This is a genomic window from Psychrobacter sp. YP14, from assembly GCF_003209315.1.
Taxonomy (GTDB): Bacteria; Pseudomonadota; Gammaproteobacteria; order Pseudomonadales; family Moraxellaceae; genus Psychrobacter; species Psychrobacter raelei.
In genome coordinates this window covers 560,623-580,448 of record NZ_CP029789.1, presented here as the reverse complement: position 1 = coordinate 580,448, position 19,826 = coordinate 560,623, and the positions used below count along the sequence as shown (strand labels likewise).

At 46.5% G+C, this 19,826-nt stretch carries 16 protein-coding genes; 7 read left to right on the top strand and 9 right to left on the bottom strand.

From position 1 onward, the window contains the following. Nucleotides 1-73 precede the first annotated feature (73 nt). On the top strand, nt 74-658 hold the full coding sequence (locus DLE54_RS02515) for a M23 family metallopeptidase (protein WP_110816126.1): 585 nt from the start codon (nt 74-76) through the stop codon (nt 656-658). Between the two features lie 129 nt (nt 659-787). On the opposite strand, the gene DLE54_RS02510 is transcribed toward DLE54_RS02515, so the two are convergent. Next, a complete protein-coding gene (locus DLE54_RS02510) occupies nt 788-1,297 on the bottom strand; it encodes a c-type cytochrome (RefSeq protein ID WP_197708902.1) in 510 nt (169 codons plus the stop codon). Between the two features lie 11 nt (nt 1,298-1,308). Continuing rightward, nucleotides 1,309-2,427 (bottom strand): EF-P beta-lysylation protein EpmB, encoded by a 1,119-nt coding sequence (gene epmB, locus DLE54_RS02505; protein WP_110816125.1) that lies wholly within the window; start codon nt 2,425-2,427, stop codon nt 1,309-1,311. 57 nt (nt 2,428-2,484) lie between these two features. Here epmB and efp point away from each other — a divergent pair, with 57 nt between their 5' ends. The 3 genes from efp to DLE54_RS02485 all read left to right on the top strand — a co-directional run bounded on the left by efp (nt 2,485) and on the right by DLE54_RS02485 (nt 4,907). Continuing rightward, nucleotides 2,485-3,060 (top strand): elongation factor P, encoded by a 576-nt coding sequence (gene efp / locus DLE54_RS02500; RefSeq protein WP_011959768.1) that lies wholly within the window; start codon nt 2,485-2,487, stop codon nt 3,058-3,060. Between the two features lie 231 nt (nt 3,061-3,291). Beyond that, nucleotides 3,292-3,717, top strand: coding sequence for a secondary thiamine-phosphate synthase enzyme YjbQ (locus DLE54_RS02495; RefSeq protein WP_110816124.1), 426 nt, complete (start codon nt 3,292-3,294; stop codon nt 3,715-3,717). Between the two features lie 515 nt (nt 3,718-4,232). After that, on the top strand, nt 4,233-4,907 hold the full coding sequence (locus DLE54_RS02485; protein WP_110816123.1) for a hypothetical protein: 675 nt from the start codon (nt 4,233-4,235) through the stop codon (nt 4,905-4,907). Here the strand turns inward: DLE54_RS02485 and DLE54_RS02480 are convergent. The 4 genes from DLE54_RS02480 to DLE54_RS02465 all read right to left on the bottom strand — a co-directional run bounded on the left by DLE54_RS02480 (nt 4,902) and on the right by DLE54_RS02465 (nt 8,439). After that, nucleotides 4,902-5,540 (bottom strand): DUF4112 domain-containing protein, encoded by a 639-nt coding sequence (locus tag DLE54_RS02480; RefSeq protein WP_110816122.1) that lies wholly within the window; start codon nt 5,538-5,540, stop codon nt 4,902-4,904. The two genes, DLE54_RS02485 and DLE54_RS02480, sit on opposite strands and share 6 nt — an antisense overlap. A 24-nt stretch (nt 5,541-5,564) precedes the next feature. Then, nucleotides 5,565-6,512 (bottom strand): 4-hydroxybenzoate octaprenyltransferase, encoded by a 948-nt coding sequence (gene ubiA, locus DLE54_RS02475; protein ID WP_110816121.1) that lies wholly within the window; start codon nt 6,510-6,512, stop codon nt 5,565-5,567. Nucleotides 6,513-6,621: 109 nt separating this feature from the next. Further along, nucleotides 6,622-7,317: an HAD family hydrolase gene (locus DLE54_RS02470; protein ID WP_110816120.1), complete on the bottom strand. Its 696-nt coding sequence runs from the start codon at nt 7,315-7,317 to the stop codon at nt 6,622-6,624. A gap of 27 nt (nt 7,318-7,344) precedes the next feature. Next, nucleotides 7,345-8,439: an RluA family pseudouridine synthase gene (locus tag DLE54_RS02465; RefSeq protein WP_110816119.1), complete on the bottom strand. Its 1,095-nt coding sequence runs from the start codon at nt 8,437-8,439 to the stop codon at nt 7,345-7,347. A 1,284-nt stretch (nt 8,440-9,723) separates the two neighbouring features. On the opposite strand from DLE54_RS02465, the gene DLE54_RS02460 reads away from it, so the two are divergent. After that, nucleotides 9,724-13,830 carry an Rne/Rng family ribonuclease gene (locus DLE54_RS02460; RefSeq protein WP_110816118.1) on the top strand — a complete coding sequence of 1,369 codons (4,107 nt, stop codon included), beginning with the start codon at nt 9,724-9,726 and terminating at the stop codon, nt 13,828-13,830. Nucleotides 13,831-13,966: 136 nt separating this feature from the next. On the opposite strand, the gene DLE54_RS02455 is transcribed toward DLE54_RS02460, so the two are convergent. Beyond that, complete coding sequence (locus DLE54_RS02455; protein ID WP_011959760.1) at nt 13,967-14,884, bottom strand: DUF808 domain-containing protein; 918 nt, start codon at nt 14,882-14,884, stop codon at nt 13,967-13,969. Nucleotides 14,885-15,273: 389 nt separating this feature from the next. Between DLE54_RS02455 and DLE54_RS02450 the strand changes: the two genes are divergently transcribed. Then, nucleotides 15,274-16,989 (top strand): vWA domain-containing protein, encoded by a 1,716-nt coding sequence (locus DLE54_RS02450; protein WP_110816117.1) that lies wholly within the window; start codon nt 15,274-15,276, stop codon nt 16,987-16,989. A gap of 108 nt (nt 16,990-17,097) precedes the next feature. Beyond that, nucleotides 17,098-17,757, top strand: a complete 660-nt coding sequence (locus DLE54_RS02445; RefSeq protein ID WP_110816116.1) for a hypothetical protein — start codon at nt 17,098-17,100, stop codon at nt 17,755-17,757. Between the two features lie 170 nt (nt 17,758-17,927). Here the strand turns inward: DLE54_RS02445 and DLE54_RS02440 are convergent, their stop codons facing one another. Then, nucleotides 17,928-18,266, bottom strand: coding sequence for a RidA family protein (locus DLE54_RS02440; RefSeq protein WP_011959757.1), 339 nt, complete (start codon nt 18,264-18,266; stop codon nt 17,928-17,930). Between the two features lie 170 nt (nt 18,267-18,436). After that, nucleotides 18,437-19,702 (bottom strand): NAD(P)/FAD-dependent oxidoreductase, encoded by a 1,266-nt coding sequence (locus DLE54_RS02435; RefSeq protein ID WP_110816115.1) that lies wholly within the window; start codon nt 19,700-19,702, stop codon nt 18,437-18,439. Nucleotides 19,703-19,826: the final 124 nt, after the last annotated feature.

The window sequence follows — 19,826 nt, the reverse complement described above, 5'->3', positions numbered from 1 at the left end:
ACGGTCTTTTATTATAGATATTAGGCCTGCTGCCTTGAGCGCTCAAACCAGATGAAAATAACGAGGTCCCTCTATGCCAACTCCCAGTCCAAACCGACCGCCCAGCAACGGTATGGCTTGGTTTGTAAAGTCTTTGATCAAGCTTGCCATTATTAGTGCCTTAGGATATATGGCCTATATTTATACTGGCGATTATCAGCAGCAACTACGTCATTATATAAGTGATCGCATCAAATATACTGAACTTATCCAGCAAAGCGCTCCACAGATGGGTAGCCTACCCAATCCCATTGAAGGGGCAAGTTTGGTAGATACTTGGGGCGCAGCACGCAGTGAAGGCCGTACTCATGAGGGTATAGATATTTTTGCCAAGCGCAGCACCCCTATTCACAGTACGACTATAGGCGTGGTTCGTAAGGTGGGTCTGGATAGACTCGGCGGTAATGTGGTGTCTATTATTGGCCCAGGAGGTGTGATGCATTATTACGCGCACATGCAGCAGTTTGCTGATATTGAGGTTGGGGACTGGGTTGAGGCCGGTGAGATCATAGGATATGTCGGTGACAGCGGCAATGCCAAAGGCACCCCGCCCCACCTACATTATGGTATCTATACCCGCTCCGGTGCCGTCAACCCTTATCCATTATTGGCTAAATAGTTGTTGGCTAAATAAGCTGCTGGGCCAAATAATGAATGAGCCAACCACAAGAGCGGGATTCATTGGGTTGACCACGTGCATAATCTGGCGTGGCAGTGTTTAGATTTGGAGTTTAGATTTGGATAAACGCTACTTTTTTTCCTCAGGCACTGGCGGCGCATCATGACCTAGTGTCGATAGATAAGCGATAATATCCTGTCGATCTTGGGTATTTGGCATGGGGTCAGACAGCATACGTGTGTCTGGCAGCACTGCCTCTGGATCGGCAATATATTTATCCAAGGTTTTGGCATCCCATATCCAATTGGCATGGCTCATCGCTTCACTGTATTTATAGTCTTTTAGCTGAGCTGATGGCGCCATATACACCCCCAATAACTGAGGCCCTTTTTTATTGCTTCCTGGGCGGATGGTGTGGCACTGAGTACAGTTATCCTCGTATAGCTTCTCGCCTTTTTGGGCATCCCCGCCTTGATAAGCGGGCGCAGTAACTTGCAGCCTGTAATCCGGCGGGGTCTGCGTACAGCCACTCCCTAAGGCCACAAAGCCAGCCATCGCCAATAAAGCCACTGATTTTTTAATACCAAAAGCACTTGCTAGGCGCTTAGCACCCGCTGATGAATAAACACATAAAGACATGAAAAGCTCTCTTAAAATAGATGGGCAGAGTCACTGTGATATAAGTCCACAGGGGTTTTAAAGGGCTTGTGTGGTAGCTCTTGTACCAATTTGGGTACCAGATAACCTGGCAAATGAGCCAGCATTTGCCAATATAGGTCAATGGCCTGCTTTTGGGCGATATCAAAATGCGCAGCGCCAGCCACTTTATCCAACAGGTGTAGATAATAAGGCAGCACGCCAGCCTCAAATAACCGCTCACTTAAAGCCACTTGCTGCTTAAGCCCATCATTAACCCCAGCCAATAGCACAGTTTGGTTGAGTAGCGTAATCCCTTTTTGGCGGGCGTGCTGTAGCAATTTTGCTGTATGATTGTCAATTTCGTTGGCATGGTTGGTATGTACCACCATTACGATACGGCAGCGGCTGTGCTCGAGTCGATCAAGCAGCTCATTATCTAGCCGATCTGGAATGACTATCGGCAGCCGAGTGTGCAGACGTATGGTATTAATCTGCGGCAAATCCTCTAAAGCTTGTAGCCACAAAAACAGGCGTCGATTGGTCACGCTTAACGGATCACCGCCACTTAATATAACCTCATTAATCTCAGGATGCTGCCTGATATAGTCTTGTATTAAGCGTAACTGATCTGATTTTGGCAAATTGGCTTGATAATCAAAATGCTGGCGAAAGCAGTAGCGGCAGTGAATGGCGCAGGCTCCAGTGACGGTCACCAATACCCGAGAGCGGTATTTATGTAACAATCCTTTAATTGGATTATGCGCATTCTCAGCCAGTGGATCACTGACATAACCGGTAACCTGTGTCTGCTCTTGCTTATTGGGCAATACCTGTAGCAATAACGGGTCATTTGCATCGCCTTTTTTTATCTTTGCCACAAACGCCTTAGGTACCCGCAAACCAAAGCCCTGCGGTACATACAGCTCATCTTTAATATGGCTTAATTCCAAAATAGCTAGCAACTGATCGATATCTGTAATAACATCTGCAACCTGTGTTTGCCAGTCGATAGCCTCATTACTATCTTCAATAACCTGCAACGACTCACCCGCCTTTGGTGCACAGGTACCAACAGCGACTGAGGTAATAGGGATTTGCTTGTTTTTTTGTTGGGGTAAATGGTTTATCATGGGACTCATTATGTGTGATTTTTTGTCATTAATTTGAAAAGTATCAGGAGCAATATTGTGGCAAGTTTTTCAACTAACGAATTTAAAGCCGGTCTTAAAGTTATGTATGATGGCAACCCTTGCGCCATCATTGATAACGAGTTTGTGAAGCCAGGCAAAGGCCAAGCTTTTAACCGTGTCAAACTACGTAATTTGCGTACTGGTAAAGTGTTAGAACAAACCTTCAAATCAGGTGAGAGCCTAGAAGGCGCAGATGTGGTTGATACCGAAATGAACTACCTATATAACGATGGTGAGTTTTGGCATTTTATGCATCCAGAAACCTTCGAGCAATTGCAAGCCGATGCTAATGCAATGGCTGATGCGAAGCAATGGTTAAAAGAAAACGGTAACGATTTATGTACCATCACTTTGTTCAACGGTGTACCTTTATCAGTCACTGCGCCTAACTTTGTTGAGTTAGAGATTGTAGAAACTGATCCAGGTGTACGCGGTGATACGTCAGGTGGTGGTGGTAAACCTGCCCGCCTTGAAACTGGCGCTGTGGTTCGTGTGCCTTTATTCGTACAACAAAATGAAGTCGTTCGTGTGGATACCCGTACTGGTGACTATCAAACTCGCGTTAGCCAATAACTCATAAGTTAGTCGTAGCAGGGGCGCCTTTATTTGGCGCCTCTGTCAAGTAGCCAGTCTCAATCGTTTTGCATCAGGCGCCGCAGTGGGTATTATACACCCAGTGACCGCCTATCAAAGCTTTTTGAGCCTGGCTATTTTTTTGGGCCTCAAAGATAATCGTTGCACCGCGCCCGTTTGGCTGTATAATTTTTGGCACGCGCCTGTTCAAATGACAAAGAGACTTATGTGATGGCATTTTACCAAACAACGCTTAAGCTGCCTGCTCACTCTCGTGGCGTACATTTAATCACCGATTATATTCATCAAGCACTAGAGACGCTGTTGCCGCCAAATGCTGACACCGGTCTGGTGCATCTTTTTTTGCAGCACACCTCGGCCAGCTTAGCAATTAACGAAAATGCTGATCCAGATGTGCGGTTAGATACCGAAGACTGGCTCAATCAAATTGCCCCGGCCAATCAGCCTCAATATAGACACACCTTAGAGGGCGAGGATGATTTACCCGCCCATTTTAAAAGCATGCTGCTTGGAGTGAGCCTAACTGTGCCGTTGACCAACGGTAGATTGGGACTGGGTATGTGGCAGGGTATTTATTTGTGTGAGCATCGCAATTATGGGGGCAGCCGCACCGTTGTACTCACAGCAACTGTTTAAGTATTTTTGTATTTATAAAGTAAAGACAGATACTGCTAACAAATTCATACACAGTGTTAATCATGGTATTTGTTTCTGAATACACAGTGTGATTAAATTTAGCTTTAGTTGGCTGATGACTGTTGCCAATACATCCATATCTATGGCTTTTATCACCGGTCGCCGTAAAACCACCCACTTCAGGGGATGGATATAAGGCGACAAGGTTGCTACAATCAATCAGCTATTAAGTTAAACCATCTACAAAAAACAGCTAAGACAAGTATAAATTGCGAGTACGCAGTGTCTTGACTGGTAGATGGTATTCCACACACACCCTCAAACTAGCTCGTGTCAACAGACAATCTTAACGGTAGGGTTAGTTTGAAATAAGAATCTTAGATGCAAGGTGTGAATTGCAAGGCGGTAGCCACCTCTAAGATTTGCGGTCGGGCTTGACCGTCTAGCTGTAGGAATCCCCTCACTTTAGGGAGGGGAGGAAGTCAACCCCAAAATTATTTGTAAGTGAGATGCTCATGTTATCTTCTTCTGTGCTCGCCCCGACCAAAAAGCTGATTATGGCCACCTGTTTATGCAGTGCCCTTGTTGGTCTTTATGGCTGCCAAAAAACAGATGAAACCACCAAAGACACAGACAGTAACGCTGCCCAAAGCAGTACAGCCTCACAGCCTGCTGATACTGTCCCTAGCACAGAGGTTCAGACGATGGACACCCAGAGCCAAACGGTGGAAGATGTCAATGATGGTGCAGATACCGAGATTATTGATGCACAGGCTATGCAGCAGGAGCAAAGCCAGCAGGCATCGGCTATCAATACCGATCCAGCTAATGCAGATAGCAGCGCTGGGGCCACGGCCTCCACCACCAAAAATGCGGCGCCCACCAGTGAGACCCAAGTTACGGATGTAGAGTATAAAGATGGCCAAGGCCGCAGCGTTTATGTGACCTTTCAGACTTCAGCTACCGCTACGTTACAAGCCAATCTTATGATGCCTTCAGGTAAACGGGTACTGCTAACTGCCCCTACTGGCCAAGGCAACAACCCCACTTATCGCTCCATTGATGGCAGTATTGAGCTGGTGACTCATGGTGGCGGCAATAATATTGATCTGATTTATCAAGGTAAGCCTATTAATTTTACAGCTGTGGATAGTGATACCGAAGTGATTAAGCCGCAAAAATCATCATAACACCCAGCCCATAATCCAACTTAGCATAGCCCACAGTGCCAAGCCCAATAAAATTAGGACGATAAGTCCTAAAATATCAGGCACATGCAAATAAAGCCACGCCACCAAAGGATTGCGCCAAAATTTCGCCTGCTGCTGCTTTTTTTGTAGCGCCTGATGCATAAAAGGGCGATCAACATGAGTGGTATCAGTAATCCCATATTCTTGCTGCATGTGCTCACGTACGATCTGTAAGGTTTTGCGGCTGGGACGCAAAAATACATCCATCACCGTGCCGGCTACGGGTACCACCCCGACGACCAAATCTATCAATGCCAATCTAACCGCTGGCGTTAATTTTTTTGCAGGGACACCAAGCTTAATCCCCAGCATAAAGGCGTAACCGGTCAATAATAAACCGGCAACATCACCTGCAATAGGCACAGTAGATAAGGCGGCATCTGCACCCACCCCTTGATTGGTAAAGGGGATGCGCACCACAGAATCCATGGTGTTGGCGAATTTGGCCAGTTTGCGCTCCATCTCTACCACTTGCTGCTTAGTCAGGCCCTGTTTTAGCAGATTTTGTTCAAACCGCTGATGCGCTGCTAGTTTAGCGTCAAGGCTTAAATCACTTTTAAAGGGTTTTGCCATGAGTCTCTCTTGGGTGTAAAAAAGTTAAGTGAGGCCATTAAACTGGATGTAAAGGCTGCTCAAAAGCACCACTAAAAACACATATCGTCCCACCCAAACATTGGCTAAAAACGCCTGAAAACAGGCCATAGGCTCACGAGTTGCACAGGCCCTATTTTGCTGAGCAAACAAAATGGCAACCAGTCCCAAGGCATAAACAGGAATTAACCCAAGGCTTGTGGGTGCAAAATAATGATAAAAAACCACACCCATTATTGCCAAAAAGGCCACTTGTAGTAACGAGATGATGACCACATCATAGCGGCCAAATAATATCGCCGTGGACTTCACCCCAATTTTTAAATCATCATCACGATCTGCCATAGCGTACTGAGTATCATAGGCTACCGTCCAGCACATGTAAGCAATAAATAACAGCCAGCACCACACATCCGGCTGCCCTTGTATGGCCACATAAGCCATGGGAATGGCCCAGCCAAATGCGGCCGCTAAGAACACCTGCGGCAAATGGGTGAACCGCTTCATAAAGGGATAAATAAACGCCAATATAAGGGCGCCGATTGACCAGTAAAACACCGCAATGGGCAGCCAAAACAATAAACTGGCACTGATAAGCGACAAGACTAAAAATGCCCCTACCGCCTCGCGTCCGGTCAATCTGCCATCGGCTAAAGGACGCCCTTTGGTGCGTGTTACCGAACCATCCACTTTACGATCGGCAAAATCATTAATCGCGCAGCCTGCAGCGCGCATCAATATCGCACCAAGCGCGAAAATCAATAGTACCGACCAAGCCGGCAGCACACTTGGTGATGCTGTTACACTTGAGGGGGTCTGAGCGATGGCCTGGCCAAAAGCTGCCAATAATACTGCCCAGAGCGTGGGCCACAGCAGCAGCTCAATCCCGACAGGCTTATCAAAGCGGGTTAAGTGAATATAGGCTTGAAGTTTATTTTTAAAATTGGTAGTCATAGCAAGTCAGCAAAGCTAAATCAGTTACACCGAAGCGGTTGGGGGGTTAAATAAATTCAAGAGCGGCGACAATCAGCAGCGCTTTAAAAACCATTAAATTAAATCAAGCTTAGCCTGCCGTTAACAACTCAATGAGCTGTGAGGGAGTGCTTACCTGATACGTCGGGTGTTCAGCGGCTAGCACTTGCGCGCTTGCTGCACCATAATTGACCGCAATCGAGGTCATTCCCAGCGCATTGGCCATTTGGATATCATGAATGCTGTCACCAATAAAGACCGCATCTGCCACGGCGTACCCTGTCTCTTGCAAAATATCAAGCAGCATCTGCGGATTGGGTTTAGAGCCGGACTCATTAGCACAGCGGCTGCTGACAAAATAATGACGGCTATTGGCATAATCCATGACTCTATCTAAGCCAGCACGCTTTTTGCCAGTGGCCACAGCCAGTTTTTTACCCTGTGCCAACAGTTGCTTGAACATGGCCTCGATGCCTTCAAAAAACTCAGAGTGCGGCTGATTGGGTAAGGTGCTGGCGTGGATATAGTAATCGGCATAGCTTTGCTGAATGGCCAAGTGCTGCTCAGCGCTCGCTTGCGGATATAAGAGCTCAATACCGCGCATTAAGCTTAACCCAATGATAGACTTAACCGCTTCATCTGTGGTGCTAAAGCCATGGGCCTCTCCTGCGACATGCATGGCTTTTACAATCAGGCCGATTGAATCCATTAAGGTGCCATCCCAATCAAAAATAATCAGCGATTTTTGACTCAAGTCATGCTCAGTGTTAGTGACCACCTCATTCATAGCAATTTAACCCTCTGACAACCCAGCTTAATCTAATTTAAAATCTGCAGGCAATAACGACTGCATATCCTCAGGCAGTGGCGCTTTAATCACCTCATACTCAGGCACATCTAGCTGCCAAGCATGTAGGCATAAGCGTCGAACCCCTGAGGTATCTTTGATGTTGTATTTGTCATCGCCTAAGATAGGGTGACCCAGATACGCCAAATGCACTCGGATTTGATGGGTACGTCCAGTGTGAGGCATAGCCTCTATTAAGCTCACCGGCTCACCGTTCATCTTAAAGCGGGCCAACACCTTGCAGGTTGTCTGACTAAGCTTAGCTTCAGGATTAGCTTTATCTACTTTTACGCGGCGCTCACCATTGGCCACCGTGTAACGTAATAACGGCGCATCAATCTCAAACTCATTAAGTGCCGGCTGCCCTTTTACCAAGCACAGATAGTACTTTTGAATGGTTTTTTCACGCAAATACTCTTGCAATACTTTAAGCGTTGAGCGCTTTTTGGCAATCATCAGTAAGCCTGACGTATCTTTATCAATGCGGTGCACCAGCTCCAAATATTTTTTGCTAGTGGCATCACGCATGGCTTCAATGACCCCAAAATCTAGGCCGCTGCCACCATGTACCGCCATGCCTGAAGGCTTATTTAGCACAATAAGCCCTTCATCTTCATAGACCACACGCTCAAGTAAGCTTTTAGCGAAGCCTTCACTGATCACTGGTTTTTCGCGAGTCGCCAGTTTCACAGGAGCAATACGCACCACATCGCCACGCTCAAGATTGTTATAAGGCTTACAGCGCTTGTTATTAATACGCACCTCATCTGAGCGAATCATCTTATAAATGTGCGCGCGCGGCATACCTTTAAGTCTGGCTAACAAAAAATTATCAATGCGTTGGCCATGTTGATTACGGGTAACCTCTAGGTGGTTCACCTGTCCAAAATCCTTGATATCTTCATCGGCACTTTGTGGGCGAGCCTTGGTAGAATGGCGTCTAACTTGGGTTGGCTCAGCGCCAACGCTGGCCATTAGACCTTCTAAATCTTGCTCTATCTTGCTATTTTGACTGTTCATTTTATCTACATTTTTCTCAGGTTTTCGGTTGGATTTTGACATATTTTGTTAGGTGTTTGGCAAAAGATTTGGTATAGTCTAACACGTTGACTTTGTGTCTCGTGCATTGTTCTGTCTAAAAGCTCATTTTTATGATCACTTTGACACGCTAGCGCGGTTTCACAACAAAAACTGACTCCTTTACCGGCAGTATCCCTGTTTAGGCACTGTGGACAGTTTGTATTAGGGTGGTTATAAGCCCTGTTGTTTTTTGGATATTAAAGTCAGCCCACAACGTTATTTTCATAAACAATGATTTTGGGTGAGTGGTTTTTTTGTAGCTTACAACTACCTATTGCCGACTTGGCACCGCCGCCCCCATTTAAATTTAACATGAACACAATGCTGTAATATTTTTAGAAATTTGAGGTTTTTGGCCACAAGCCCAAACCCTCTGACTTTAAGCGCCAGATGGACATAAAGTAGCCCCTAGCCAATTGCTGCAACCTTACACCTTGCACCGATTTACCCTCTAAGCTACCGCTTATGTTATGTGGTAATAAGCATGGATATAAAAGACCAAACTGTGCTAATTTGGCGGTCAAATAACCGTAAGCAAACGCTCAATAAATCTTGCGATTGTCGATAATTAAAAGCCGTTATTTGCCAAGTACGCCCCGTCAAAATTAGCTCTAAATTGATAACGAGATAAGACTTTAGACTCAAAACCCTTTAACTGATTAAGTTTTTATAATTAAGACCGACCCGATTAACAGGTCCCTAACCCTTGACTGCCATACAGTCCAGCGGTCATACCTAAATAATATAAAGAGAACTTACACCCCTCTTTATCAGTTACTACCCAGTAAAACGGATAGGTTTAATTAGCCACTTGCAACACCAGCAGGAACGTAATAAAGCCAGATTGCTTATAACAAAGCAGCTGGAAACCGGCAGCACCCCCTGACGTTATTCGTCAGATAAGTGATATTAACCTTTACGGCCAGCCAAGTTTTATACAACTTAGCGTATCACCCAAAGCTGCAGCCTTAATGACAGCAGAGTGCTTAGATTTTTTCTTCGCTTTTTTTCTGCTTGATTTTCTTGCTAAGCAATTGACAGCCACTTAATCACTTAAAAAACACTTGCTTTAAAGTTTAATTTTCAGCCACTCATTATTGGTCTTTTTGCCCAAAATAAGTCGCTTTATTGTTAGCATAATTAGCGCAGTATAATTATCGGCAACAAGCACTTCACAGGCGATATCATTTTTGCCGCCTTAATGCCAAAGCTTATCTTCTAGATACTATCAGCCATTGTGTGTCATGACCTAACTAGGACACAGCAATGAAACGCATACTGATTAACGCCACCCACAACGAAGAAGTTCGTGTCGCCTTATGTAAAGGCAACCATTTATACGACTTCGATCTTGAAAACCGCACCCGCGAACAGAAAAAAGCCAACATCTATAAAGGCCATGTCACCCGCGTAGAGCCGTCATTAGAAGCCGTATTTGTCGAATATGGCTCAAAGCGTCAGGGCTTCTTGCCAGTGCGCGAAATTGCCAGCGAATATCTGTCAGGCAACCCTCGTGAAGAAAACATCCGCAAGCTTATCAAAGAAGGCGATGAGCTTATCGTGCAAGTCGAAAAAGAAGAGCGTGGTAACAAAGGCGCCGCCCTATCTACTTATGTGTCTTTGGCCGGCCGCTATTTGGTATTAATGCCAAACAACCCGAAAGGCGGCGGTATCTCACGTCAAATCTCAGGCAAGCTGCGTGAAGACATGAAGCGTATGCTGGGTAATTTAGATTTGCCAAAAGGGATGAGCGTTATCGTACGTACTGCTGGTATCGGCAAAACCCAAGAAGATTTGCAACACGATTTAAATCACCTGCTTAATATCTGGAACGCCATTCAAGATCAAAACAAAAAATACGCCTCTCCTCGTCTTGTACATCAAGAAGCGGGGGTGGTGACTCGTGCGGTACGCGATTATCTACGTGATGACATCACTGAGATCTGGATTGATAATGAAGAGGCATTCATTGAGGCTGAGACCTTTATAAAAGCAGTTATGCCGACTCAAATTGATAAGCTACGCAAGTACACTGACTTTGAGCCTATGTTCTCAAGCTTCAACGTTGAGCGCCAAATTGAAACCGCTTATCAGCGTGAAGTACGTTTGCCCTCTGGTGGCTCAATTGTTATTGACCAAACCGAAGCCTTGGTCTCTATCGATATCAACTCAGCCAAATCGACCAAAGGTGCGGACGTCGCTGAGACAGCCTATCACACCAACTTAGAGGCAGCCGATGAGATTGCCCGTCAGCTGCGTCTGCGTGATATGGGCGGCCTAATTGTTATCGACTTCATTGATATGAACGACAGCAAACATCAAAAAGAAGTGGAAAAACGTCTGGTTGAAGCCACCAAATATGACCGTGCTCGTGTTCAGTTTGGGGAGATTTCACGCTTTGGTCTGATGGAAATGAGCCGTCAGCGCCTACGTCCTTCTTTAGAAGAGTCCACCGGCTATATCTGCCCTCGCTGTCATGGCAACGGTATGATTCGTGATTTACGTTCGTTATCACTGTCTATCATGCGTCAAATTGAACAAACAGCCTTAAAAGAGCGTCATGGTGAGGTGCAAGCTGAAGTACCTACGGATATAGCAGCATTTTTATTAAATGAAAAGCGTGAAAGCTTGGTGTACCTTGAGCAAGACAGCGGCACCCGCATTACTATCTTGCCACATGCCCACCTTGAGTCGCCAAACTTCAATATCCACTTTAACCACCATGGCTTCGCACCCGCAAGCTATGAGCGTGTGACCGATACTCAGCAGCAAGAAACCAGTGGCCTAGGCTATGAAGTGGACTGGCAAACTGCGGAATCTGAGCGTCCAGAGCAGCAGCCTGTGCGTCAGCCGCGCAAAACGGCACCTCAAGCCAGCGCCGATACCAGCAAGCCTGCCGAGGCCGCTAAAGCCGCTGCTCCTGTGGCCAATACCGCTGCCAAACCACAGCAGCCTGCCGAGGCCCAAGTAGAACAGGCCAAACCTGCTGCCGTGGCTTGGCTATCAAACCTATTTGCCCCAACACCGCAAGCCCAGATGTCAGCCACAGTAAGCAGTGCTGATGCCGCTCAAGCGATTGAAGCCATCGTTAATACCGGTGCGCAAAGCCGAGGCGCTTTTGGTCAAGTAAGCGCCGCGCCAGCCGCTGCCCCTGTGGCTTCCGCTACTGTAGCGGCCAAACCTGCCTCTGCCCCTACCGCTAGCGAGCAAGCCAATAGCGCAGATGACACTGAAGCCGATAATGACAAAGACCGTCGCCGCAGCCGCAACAACCGCAGCCGTAATAAATATGACAAGCGTAGCAAGCCTGACAACCGTCGCCGCAGCCAAGACAAAGAAGACAAGAAGTCGGCTGATACAGCAGACAAGTCAGACAACCGTCAGGTAGCTGAGCAAGAGCCTAACAAAGAGCTGCCTAAGCGTGAGCCTAATAGCAAACGTGAATCACGTGGTGCTATAGAGCGCGGTGACACCAAACAGCCTAACAAGGCCAGCTCAGACAACCGCTCTGATCGTAATCAAAAAACAGACGAAAAGTCACGCAGCGCCGATAAAAATGGCAGCCGCTCAAACTCTGAGCGTCCGGTTGACCCTAATGAGGTGAACCTAAGAGTGACTGAAGCACAGAACACTTTGAAAAAATCCGAAGTAGTGCATATCTGTTTAGATGATGCTAAATCAAGCCAAAAATCTGCACAGACTCAAAGTAAGCCTGAAGCGCAGCAAGCGAGCCCTAACAATCGCGCCGTAACTCGCCAGCAAAGCACTCAAGCCGAGCCTCAAGCTGACAACTCAAAGGCAGCTAAGTCTGAAGCTTCGCGTGACCATAAGCCAAGCGATGATGCATCTGCAGCTCAGCCTAACACGGCAGCTGTCACAGAGGTGGCCGAACCAGCTTCTAATATGAAAGATGGTGCTGCTCAAGGCGATCAAAAGCAAAAAGCCGATACCAAGACTGAGTCAGTCGTGGCACCCTCAGTAAGCAAAGATGCTGAGCCCAAAGCGGACCAGCCGGCTAAGGTGCAAGCCAGCACAGCCCAGTCTGAACCAGCTGAAGCGGTGATTGATACTGAAGCGACTCCAGCCAAAGCCACCGCTATTAACGCTGCTTACGCTGCAAGATCCCCAGAGGAGGCAACTGCACAGCCTGTTGTAGCCTCAGAAGATCAGGCCCCTGAGACGGCAAGCTTAAGCTTTGATGCCAAAGAGCTGTTTGCCAACCGCTACGTGGCGGCGCAAAAATATGGTCAAGCCAGCAATGACCCGCGTGTGATCAAAGCCTCTCTTGAAGCTCAAGCTCAGTCTTTTGCAGCGCCTGAAGCCGATGAGCCAGAGCTCTTAGCACCAGTGGCTACGATTACAGGCTCTGTGGGTCAATTTATCCACACTCACCTAGCCCAGCCACGTATGCGCTTGGCTAAAGATGGGGTAATTGCATGCTTCTTAGCGGCATTAAATGCGCACAAGCAGACGTCAGGCAGTACAACCAAGCCTGCTGCGAAGCGTAAAGCCGCTGCTAATAACAGCAAGCAGCACGCCAAGGCCTTTAGCTTCGTAAATTATGGCTATCAGTCCTTATCACCCAGTTATCTAGAGCGCTTTGCCCAGATGACCTCAGCGGTAGCGACCCATACCATCGAGCAAGGTAAGACTGAAGTTAAGCCAAGCCCAATTGGTGCGCGCGCCTCAAATGACCCACGTGGCCAGCATCCGGACTATACTGCCCCCGATGCTGCCTCTGACGCAGTGACACAGCCTTTAGACAATGGCTTAACTGCGGGCGATGTTAGCGATACTGTGGAGGCGACACCGGCTCAAGCAGAGGCAGCGCCACAAGAAGTTAAGGATTTAGCTCAGCTACTTACGCTAAATGTCGGCCACTTTATCCGTGAAATGCTCGGTCAAGAGGGCGTGGACAGCATTGCAGCGGGACACACTGAAGCAGCTTTCTTAAAAGCCTTGCGTCAGCCGCTGCCAGTAGCCCAATCGGCCCAAAGCGCTAATGATACGCTCTTAGAGGATACCGACTCAAGCGCTGAGGCAACAGTGCAGCAAGTAGCGGATGAGGCTCATGTTACTGAAACCATAGAGCAGCCGGCCACAGCGTTAGTGAATGAGCCACAAGCCGATGCCATCAGTGATGACAGCACCGAGATGCTACAAGCAGCGCACCATGCTGCTAATACGTCCAATAAAACCAGTATTGAGACTTATAAGAGCATGATTGAAAACATCTCAGAGCAGCTACTGCCGCAAACAGGACTGTTAAATCTAACCTCGCCAAAAGTGCCCAAAGCACGCTCGCGCAAGGTAAAAGAGGATGCCAAAAAGACCACAGCCACCCCTAAAGGCTCCACCGATAGTGACAGCTAACCGCTTACCCCTATCGATTGGCTGACCTCAAGGGTCATCTTTCATCATCCTAATAACAAAAAGGCCACTTAATAAATTAAGTGGCCTTTTTGTTGAGTCTTGTTTTTGGTTTAGAGCTGGCGTCTTGATGATAATCTTAGTGGGCGTCACCGCGCATTTTTGAGATGGCAGTTAATATAAATAACAGCACCACCCCAATGACAAAACCTATGGCACCATTTAATAGATTGGTAGATAACCCTTCAAATACACCAGATAAGTGTGCAATGTCCTCTACCGCATGGTGTAGATAACCGATACCATGCACGATGATGCCACCACCGACTAAGAACATGGCAATAGTGCCTACGATGGTCAAAAACTTCATAAGCTTGGGAGCCGCTGACAATAAGAATTCACCGATTTTTTGGGTTATCTTACTTGCACCTGGTCTTTGCATCATGTGCAGCCCCAAGTCATCAATCTTAACAATACCTGCCACTAGGCCATAAATACCAATGGTAACCCCAATGGCTAGAACAGACAGCACAATCGCTTTGTCTAATAAATTGGCGGCGCTTAACGTCCCTAAGCCAATCACCACAATTTCAGCCGATAAGATAAAATCAGTTCGAATGGCACCTTTTACTTTCTGCTTCTCGAGCGCAACCAAGTCCACAGTGTCATCTGCATTGGCATGGATGCGCGCCTGCTGCTCTTCATCATGGGGCAACAGCTTTGGCCAAAATTTATGAATAACCTTTTCGGCACCCTCGTAACATAAGAACAAGCCACCCACCATAAGTAAAGGCGTGATAAGCCACGGCACAAAGTAGCTGATGAGAAGCGCAGCAGGTACCAAGATAAACTTATTTATCATGGAGCCTTTTGCTACTGCCCAGACCACAGGGAGCTCACGGCTAGGCTTGACCCCGCTTACCTGCTCAGCATTTAGCGCAAGATCATCCCCCAGCACGCCCACGGTCTTTTTGGCCGCCACTTTGGTCATTACCGAGACATCATCCATAATCACGCTAATATCATCGAGCAGCATTAGTAAGCTACCACCTGCCATAAAATCTCCTTAGTTATTACCTATGTTATGATGTATTTAAATCCTTATTGCCTCTACTTACTCAGCCATAAAGCTCATAAAAGCCTCTAACGCGCCTTACAAGCTTTTATCATAAATAACCAAGACACAGATTTAAATACAATATAAAAATTCGTATTGGGTTTATTTCAACATATATTTACTGTTAATGCTTAGTTTATCTCGTAATCTAATGAAAACCATATTGCGATTGTAAGCAGTGCAGGTTAATTTAAGCACTAAGCCGACAATTATTAACATTTTATTTATATCATAGGCTCCAATTATTTATATCATGAGCCACGAACACGATGAAGAAGGCGCTAAACCCTAATGGCTTTAATGTATTTCGCCTCTAACAAGGACAGTTTATGAACATCTCAACAACTCATATACCCCGCACCGCCAACCCTAATGCTACATCCAAAGTTTGGCCACTCCTAAGTGTACTGTCTTTGTCAGTCATCACAGCCTGTGCTCCACAATCAAAAATCACGCCTGCGTCCGATAAAGCCAGCACCACAACTTTGGAGACAGCAGAGCAAAGCATTCAAGCGGATGCTGCTGCCCCAGTGGTGGTCATGGCCACCCCAGCCATGGCTGAGTCCCGCCAATTGAGCAAAATGACAGCGAATGCAAGCATCATGCCGCCCCCCTCACAAGGTTATATGGCACCAAAGCAACAAGAAAATTATGCTGAAATTGAGCCTAATGCGGTCAATGCCACCTCAGAGCAAGCCTTTGCAACGTTAAGCATCGATACCGACACCGGCAGCTATGCCAATGTACGCCGCTTTTTGAATCAAGGCCAACTGCCCCCTAAAGATGCGGTGCGGGTAGAGGAGCTGATTAATTACTTTAACTACGATTTTACAGCAGCCAAAAAACAGGCCAATGCGCCATTTTTAGTCAGTACAGAAGTGGTCCATTCTCCTTGGCACCCAACCAATCAAATTGTCAAAGTAGGCATTAAAGCCGAAGACCTATTAACCGCTAAACAAAAACAGCCACCGGCCAACTTGGTATTTTTGGTCGATGTATCAGGCTCAATGGACACTGAAGATAAGCTGCAACTGGCGAAATCCAGCTTAAAAATGCTCACCAAACAGCTACGTGCCCAAGACAGTATCACCTTAATCACCTACGCCGGTAACACAAAGGTTGTGCTGCCCTCTACCCCAGGCAATCAGACCCAAAAAATCCTAAATGCCATTGATAACCTAACCGCCAGCGGCTCAACCAATGGAGAGGCGGCTATTAAGCTTGCTTATCAACAAGCTACTGAGCACTTTAAAAAAGACGGCATTAACCGCATTTTGATGCTCACTGATGGCGACTTTAATGTGGGGGTATCGAGTGTCAAAGACATGTTGCAAATTATCCGCAGTAATCGGGATAAGGGCATCTCATTATCGACCTTAGGCTTTGGTCAAGGCAATTATAACGATCACATGATGGAGCAAGTGGCGGATAACGGCAATGGCAACTATAGCTATATCGACAGCTTGTCTGAGGCCAAAAAAGTACTTATCGATGAGATGTCTGCTACCTTTAACACCGTGGCCAAAGACGTTAAAATTCAACTTGAATTTAATCCTGCTGCTGTCTCTGAATGGCGCTTGATTGGCTATGAAAACCGAGTATTAGCCAAAGAGGATTTTAATAATGACAATGTCGATGCAGGTGAATTGGGCGCAGGAAAATCTGTGGTGGCGCTATTTGAGGTGACTCCTGTGGGGCAAAAAGGTTTACTAGAACCAAGCCGTTACCAAAACAGCGCAGCAGTCAGTGGCAATAACCGTGAACTTGGGTTTTTAAAAATTCGCTACAAGGCGCCTCAAGCTGAAAAGTCGCAGCTCTTGTCCTTCCCTATTGCCAATAGAGTAACTGCCGCGTCAGCCGATACCAATTTTGCCTTAGCAGTGGCAGGCTATGGTCAGCTGCTCACTGGCAGTAAATATGTGAATGATTTAAGCTATAGTCAACTACAAAGACTGGCCAAAAGCGGCGCTCAAAGCCCGATCGACAGCAGTGGCAGCCGTACTGAATTTATTAAACTGGTCAGTTTGGCTGAGGCGCTAAACTAATTCCCCATAACACACACCGGCAGGTGCCAGCCTTTGTCTGTGGTTATTGGATCCACCTTATAACCTACAGATAGCTGCATCGCCTGCCCTCTTATTGAGATGTAATTTATGACCCGCTCTTTTGATACCTTACTGCCTTACAGCAGCGCTATATCCCGCTTCAAGCCTGCCCTGCTCTCTATGCTTATTGGTTGCAGCATGGTGGTTGCCGGCTGTAATCAAGCACCCAAGACTAAAGCCGATGCCTCTACGGATAACACTGAATCAAAGACTGAATTAAAAACAGACACCAATACTGATAATAATGAGCAAACCGCGCAGCAGCCACAAAATAACCCTGACACTCAGCCTATGATGTCCACTCAAGACAAGCCTCTAGAGATTAACTGGCGTGCGCTAGATTCCGGTGAGCAAGCGGTCGACCCCAAAAGCTTTAAGTATCCCTTTGCTTTAGACAGCGATGCGGTTCAGGCTCAAGCCAAATTTTCTGGCATATCTCCTGAACAGGCGCAGCATAGTCTAACTGTGGGCATGGCCAGCAATGAGCCATTAGAAAAACTGCTGGATCAGTTGGCTGACAGCTACGTTTCACACAGCTACTCAGAAAAAGATGCCAAGCTGATTGTGTATACCACCCCCAATGTTACCCCCAGCAAATACGACTATGTGATTAAGCATGAGTTCGCTCGCGGGCTGATTTTGCCTATTGAGATTATGCCAAGCCCAGAGGGCAAGGCAGACGCTGCCAGTAACACAGCAGCGCATTAAATCTTGGGCATTAAGTCTTGGGCTGTGCTCAGAGCCTATACGGTATAAAAGGGGCTTCTTATCAAGGTCACTGTGAGCAAACCCCCTCTAAGTCATTGCCCATAATCACCCATAAAAAAAGACAGCCAATTGGCTGTCTTTTTTATGGCTATTTGATGACTTCAGTACCTTTAAACGGCAGCAGTGACAATCATCTCGACCAATAGCTCAGGACGGGCTAAAGCCGCTTGGCCACAAGCACGAGCTGGTGGCAACACATCGCTAAACCACTCATCCCATACCGCATTCATCGCCGCAAAGTCAGCCATGTCTTTTAGCCAAACTGTGGTAGATAAGATTTTTGATTTGTCGCTGCCCACTTCTTCTAGTAGTGCTTTAATCTTCTCTAAACAGGTTAAGGTTTGTGCAGAGATATCATCCTCAGCGTTACCTACTTGTCCACATAAGTAGATGGTCTCGTTATGAATAACAATTTTGCTCATGCGCTGGTTGCTGTGTAATTTTTGCATAAATAAAGGGTCACCTAGGGTTAATTAATCTATAAAACTTGAACAACATCACTAAAAAAGGGCAATAAGCTGACAAAGAGAGGCGCCCTCTGCCAGCTTATTTATCATGCCTATCAGCTAAAGATCACACCTTAACTAAAATAGATAACATAATACCAGTAAAGTGATGATTAGTTACCAAAACGCTGTGCGCTAAAAGGTGTGGCATCCACGTACAATGGCTTATCGTTGATCATCTCTTGTACCAAGCGGCCGGTAGCTGGGCCAAGTGTAAAGCCTTGATGCGCGTGACCAAAGGCAAACCATAGATTAGGATGACGCGCCGCAGGACCAATGACTGGCTTCATATCCGACATACAAGGACGTGAACCGCACCAAGCTTCTGACTCTACTGCTTCTTCTAACGGCAGGACGTTTTTGGCAATTTTTAATACCGCTTCAAGCTGACCGAAGTTCTTAGGTGCATTGAGCGTGGTCATCTCCGCACCCGTTGTGATGCGAATACCTTGATCCATAGGCCCCATTAAATAGCCTTTTTCGGCATCAAATAAGCTGTGACCAATACGGTTGGCTTCATCTACCTTAAAGTGCTGATGGTAGCCGCGCATTGGGAACAATGGGAAATCGTAGCCCAAAGGACGTGTCAACTCAGTCGACCAAGGGCCGGCTGCAATCACCACATGGTTACTGGTATACGTGGCCATCTCACCTGAGTTATTTTCAACGGTTACTTGCCAGATACCCTCGTCGTTTTGCTCGATGGTCTTCACATTGGCTTGCTTAATCTCACCTTGCATGGCCTCAAAGCTTTTTGCATAAGTTTTTACCAAACGGCTTGGGTTTTTGACCTGCCAAGAGTTTTGCCAGTGGATACCACCAATGAACTCATCAAAGTTAACATTTGGCTCATATGCTTTTAGCTCTTCAGGGGTTAATAGCTTATATTGAACACCTTTGGATGCCGCTCTTTCAGCCAGTTTAATGGCGTAATCGAATTTTTCTTGGGTACGGTAAATTTCAAACCAGCCACCCTTACGCACTAAGTCATCCGCACCTGACGCTTGAATCATCACATCATGCTCACTGGTGCAATGCTCAATCAAAGTGGCCCATTCATCTTCAATCTTGGTCAGTTTGTTGGGCGTTGAGTTGGTCCAATACTGATATAAAGCGCTTTGATAATTAAACAAAGCTGACCAGCGATAACGAATATCCGTTCGAGTATTGGGCAGTACATTTAAGATTTCACTCATTTGTCTTGGAAAAGCCTTAGGATACACAGCTTCTCGTTGAATAAGACCGGCATTGCCATAAGAGGTCTCTTCACCGGGCGCCTTTTTGTCCAAAACCAGCACTTTAGAATTATTCTTTTGTAGGTGCCAAGCAATTGAAGTGCCTACCATTCCTGAGCCAATCACAATAACATCGTATTGCATAAAACATCCTTTTCCTGGGCCAGTTAAATGAACTGTCAGGTTAACAAGTTGAGAATATTCAATAATAAAAAGCACGTCTGATAATCGTTTATAGAACAGACGTGCACCGCATTATGATACCGCT

Bases quoted from the DNA above. Each gene is read 5' to 3' on its own strand.
- DLE54_RS02515 (WP_110816126.1), top strand. From the start codon at position 74: ATGCCAACTCCCAGTCCAAACCGACCGCCCAGCAACGGTATGGCTTGG.
- DLE54_RS02510 (WP_197708902.1), bottom strand. From the start codon at position 1,297: ATGTCTTTATGTGTTTATTCATCAGCGGGTGCTAAGCGCCTAGCAAGT.
- epmB (WP_110816125.1), bottom strand. From the start codon at position 2,427: ATGATAAACCATTTACCCCAACAAAAAAACAAGCAAATCCCTATTACC.
- DLE54_RS02495 (WP_110816124.1), top strand. From the start codon at position 3,292: ATGGCATTTTACCAAACAACGCTTAAGCTGCCTGCTCACTCTCGTGGC.
- DLE54_RS02485 (WP_110816123.1), top strand. From the start codon at position 4,233: ATGTTATCTTCTTCTGTGCTCGCCCCGACCAAAAAGCTGATTATGGCC.
- DLE54_RS02480 (WP_110816122.1), bottom strand. From the start codon at position 5,540: ATGGCAAAACCCTTTAAAAGTGATTTAAGCCTTGACGCTAAACTAGCA.
- ubiA (WP_110816121.1), bottom strand. From the start codon at position 6,512: ATGACTACCAATTTTAAAAATAAACTTCAAGCCTATATTCACTTAACC.
- DLE54_RS02470 (WP_110816120.1), bottom strand. From the start codon at position 7,317: ATGAATGAGGTGGTCACTAACACTGAGCATGACTTGAGTCAAAAATCG.
- DLE54_RS02465 (WP_110816119.1), bottom strand. From the start codon at position 8,439: ATGTCAAAATCCAACCGAAAACCTGAGAAAAATGTAGATAAAATGAAC.
- DLE54_RS02460 (WP_110816118.1), top strand. From the start codon at position 9,724: ATGAAACGCATACTGATTAACGCCACCCACAACGAAGAAGTTCGTGTC.
- DLE54_RS02455 (WP_011959760.1), bottom strand. From the start codon at position 14,884: ATGGCAGGTGGTAGCTTACTAATGCTGCTCGATGATATTAGCGTGATT.
- DLE54_RS02450 (WP_110816117.1), top strand. From the start codon at position 15,274: ATGAACATCTCAACAACTCATATACCCCGCACCGCCAACCCTAATGCT.
- DLE54_RS02445 (WP_110816116.1), top strand. From the start codon at position 17,098: ATGACCCGCTCTTTTGATACCTTACTGCCTTACAGCAGCGCTATATCC.
- DLE54_RS02440 (WP_011959757.1), bottom strand. From the start codon at position 18,266: ATGCAAAAATTACACAGCAACCAGCGCATGAGCAAAATTGTTATTCAT.
- DLE54_RS02435 (WP_110816115.1), bottom strand. From the start codon at position 19,702: ATGCAATACGATGTTATTGTGATTGGCTCAGGAATGGTAGGCACTTCA.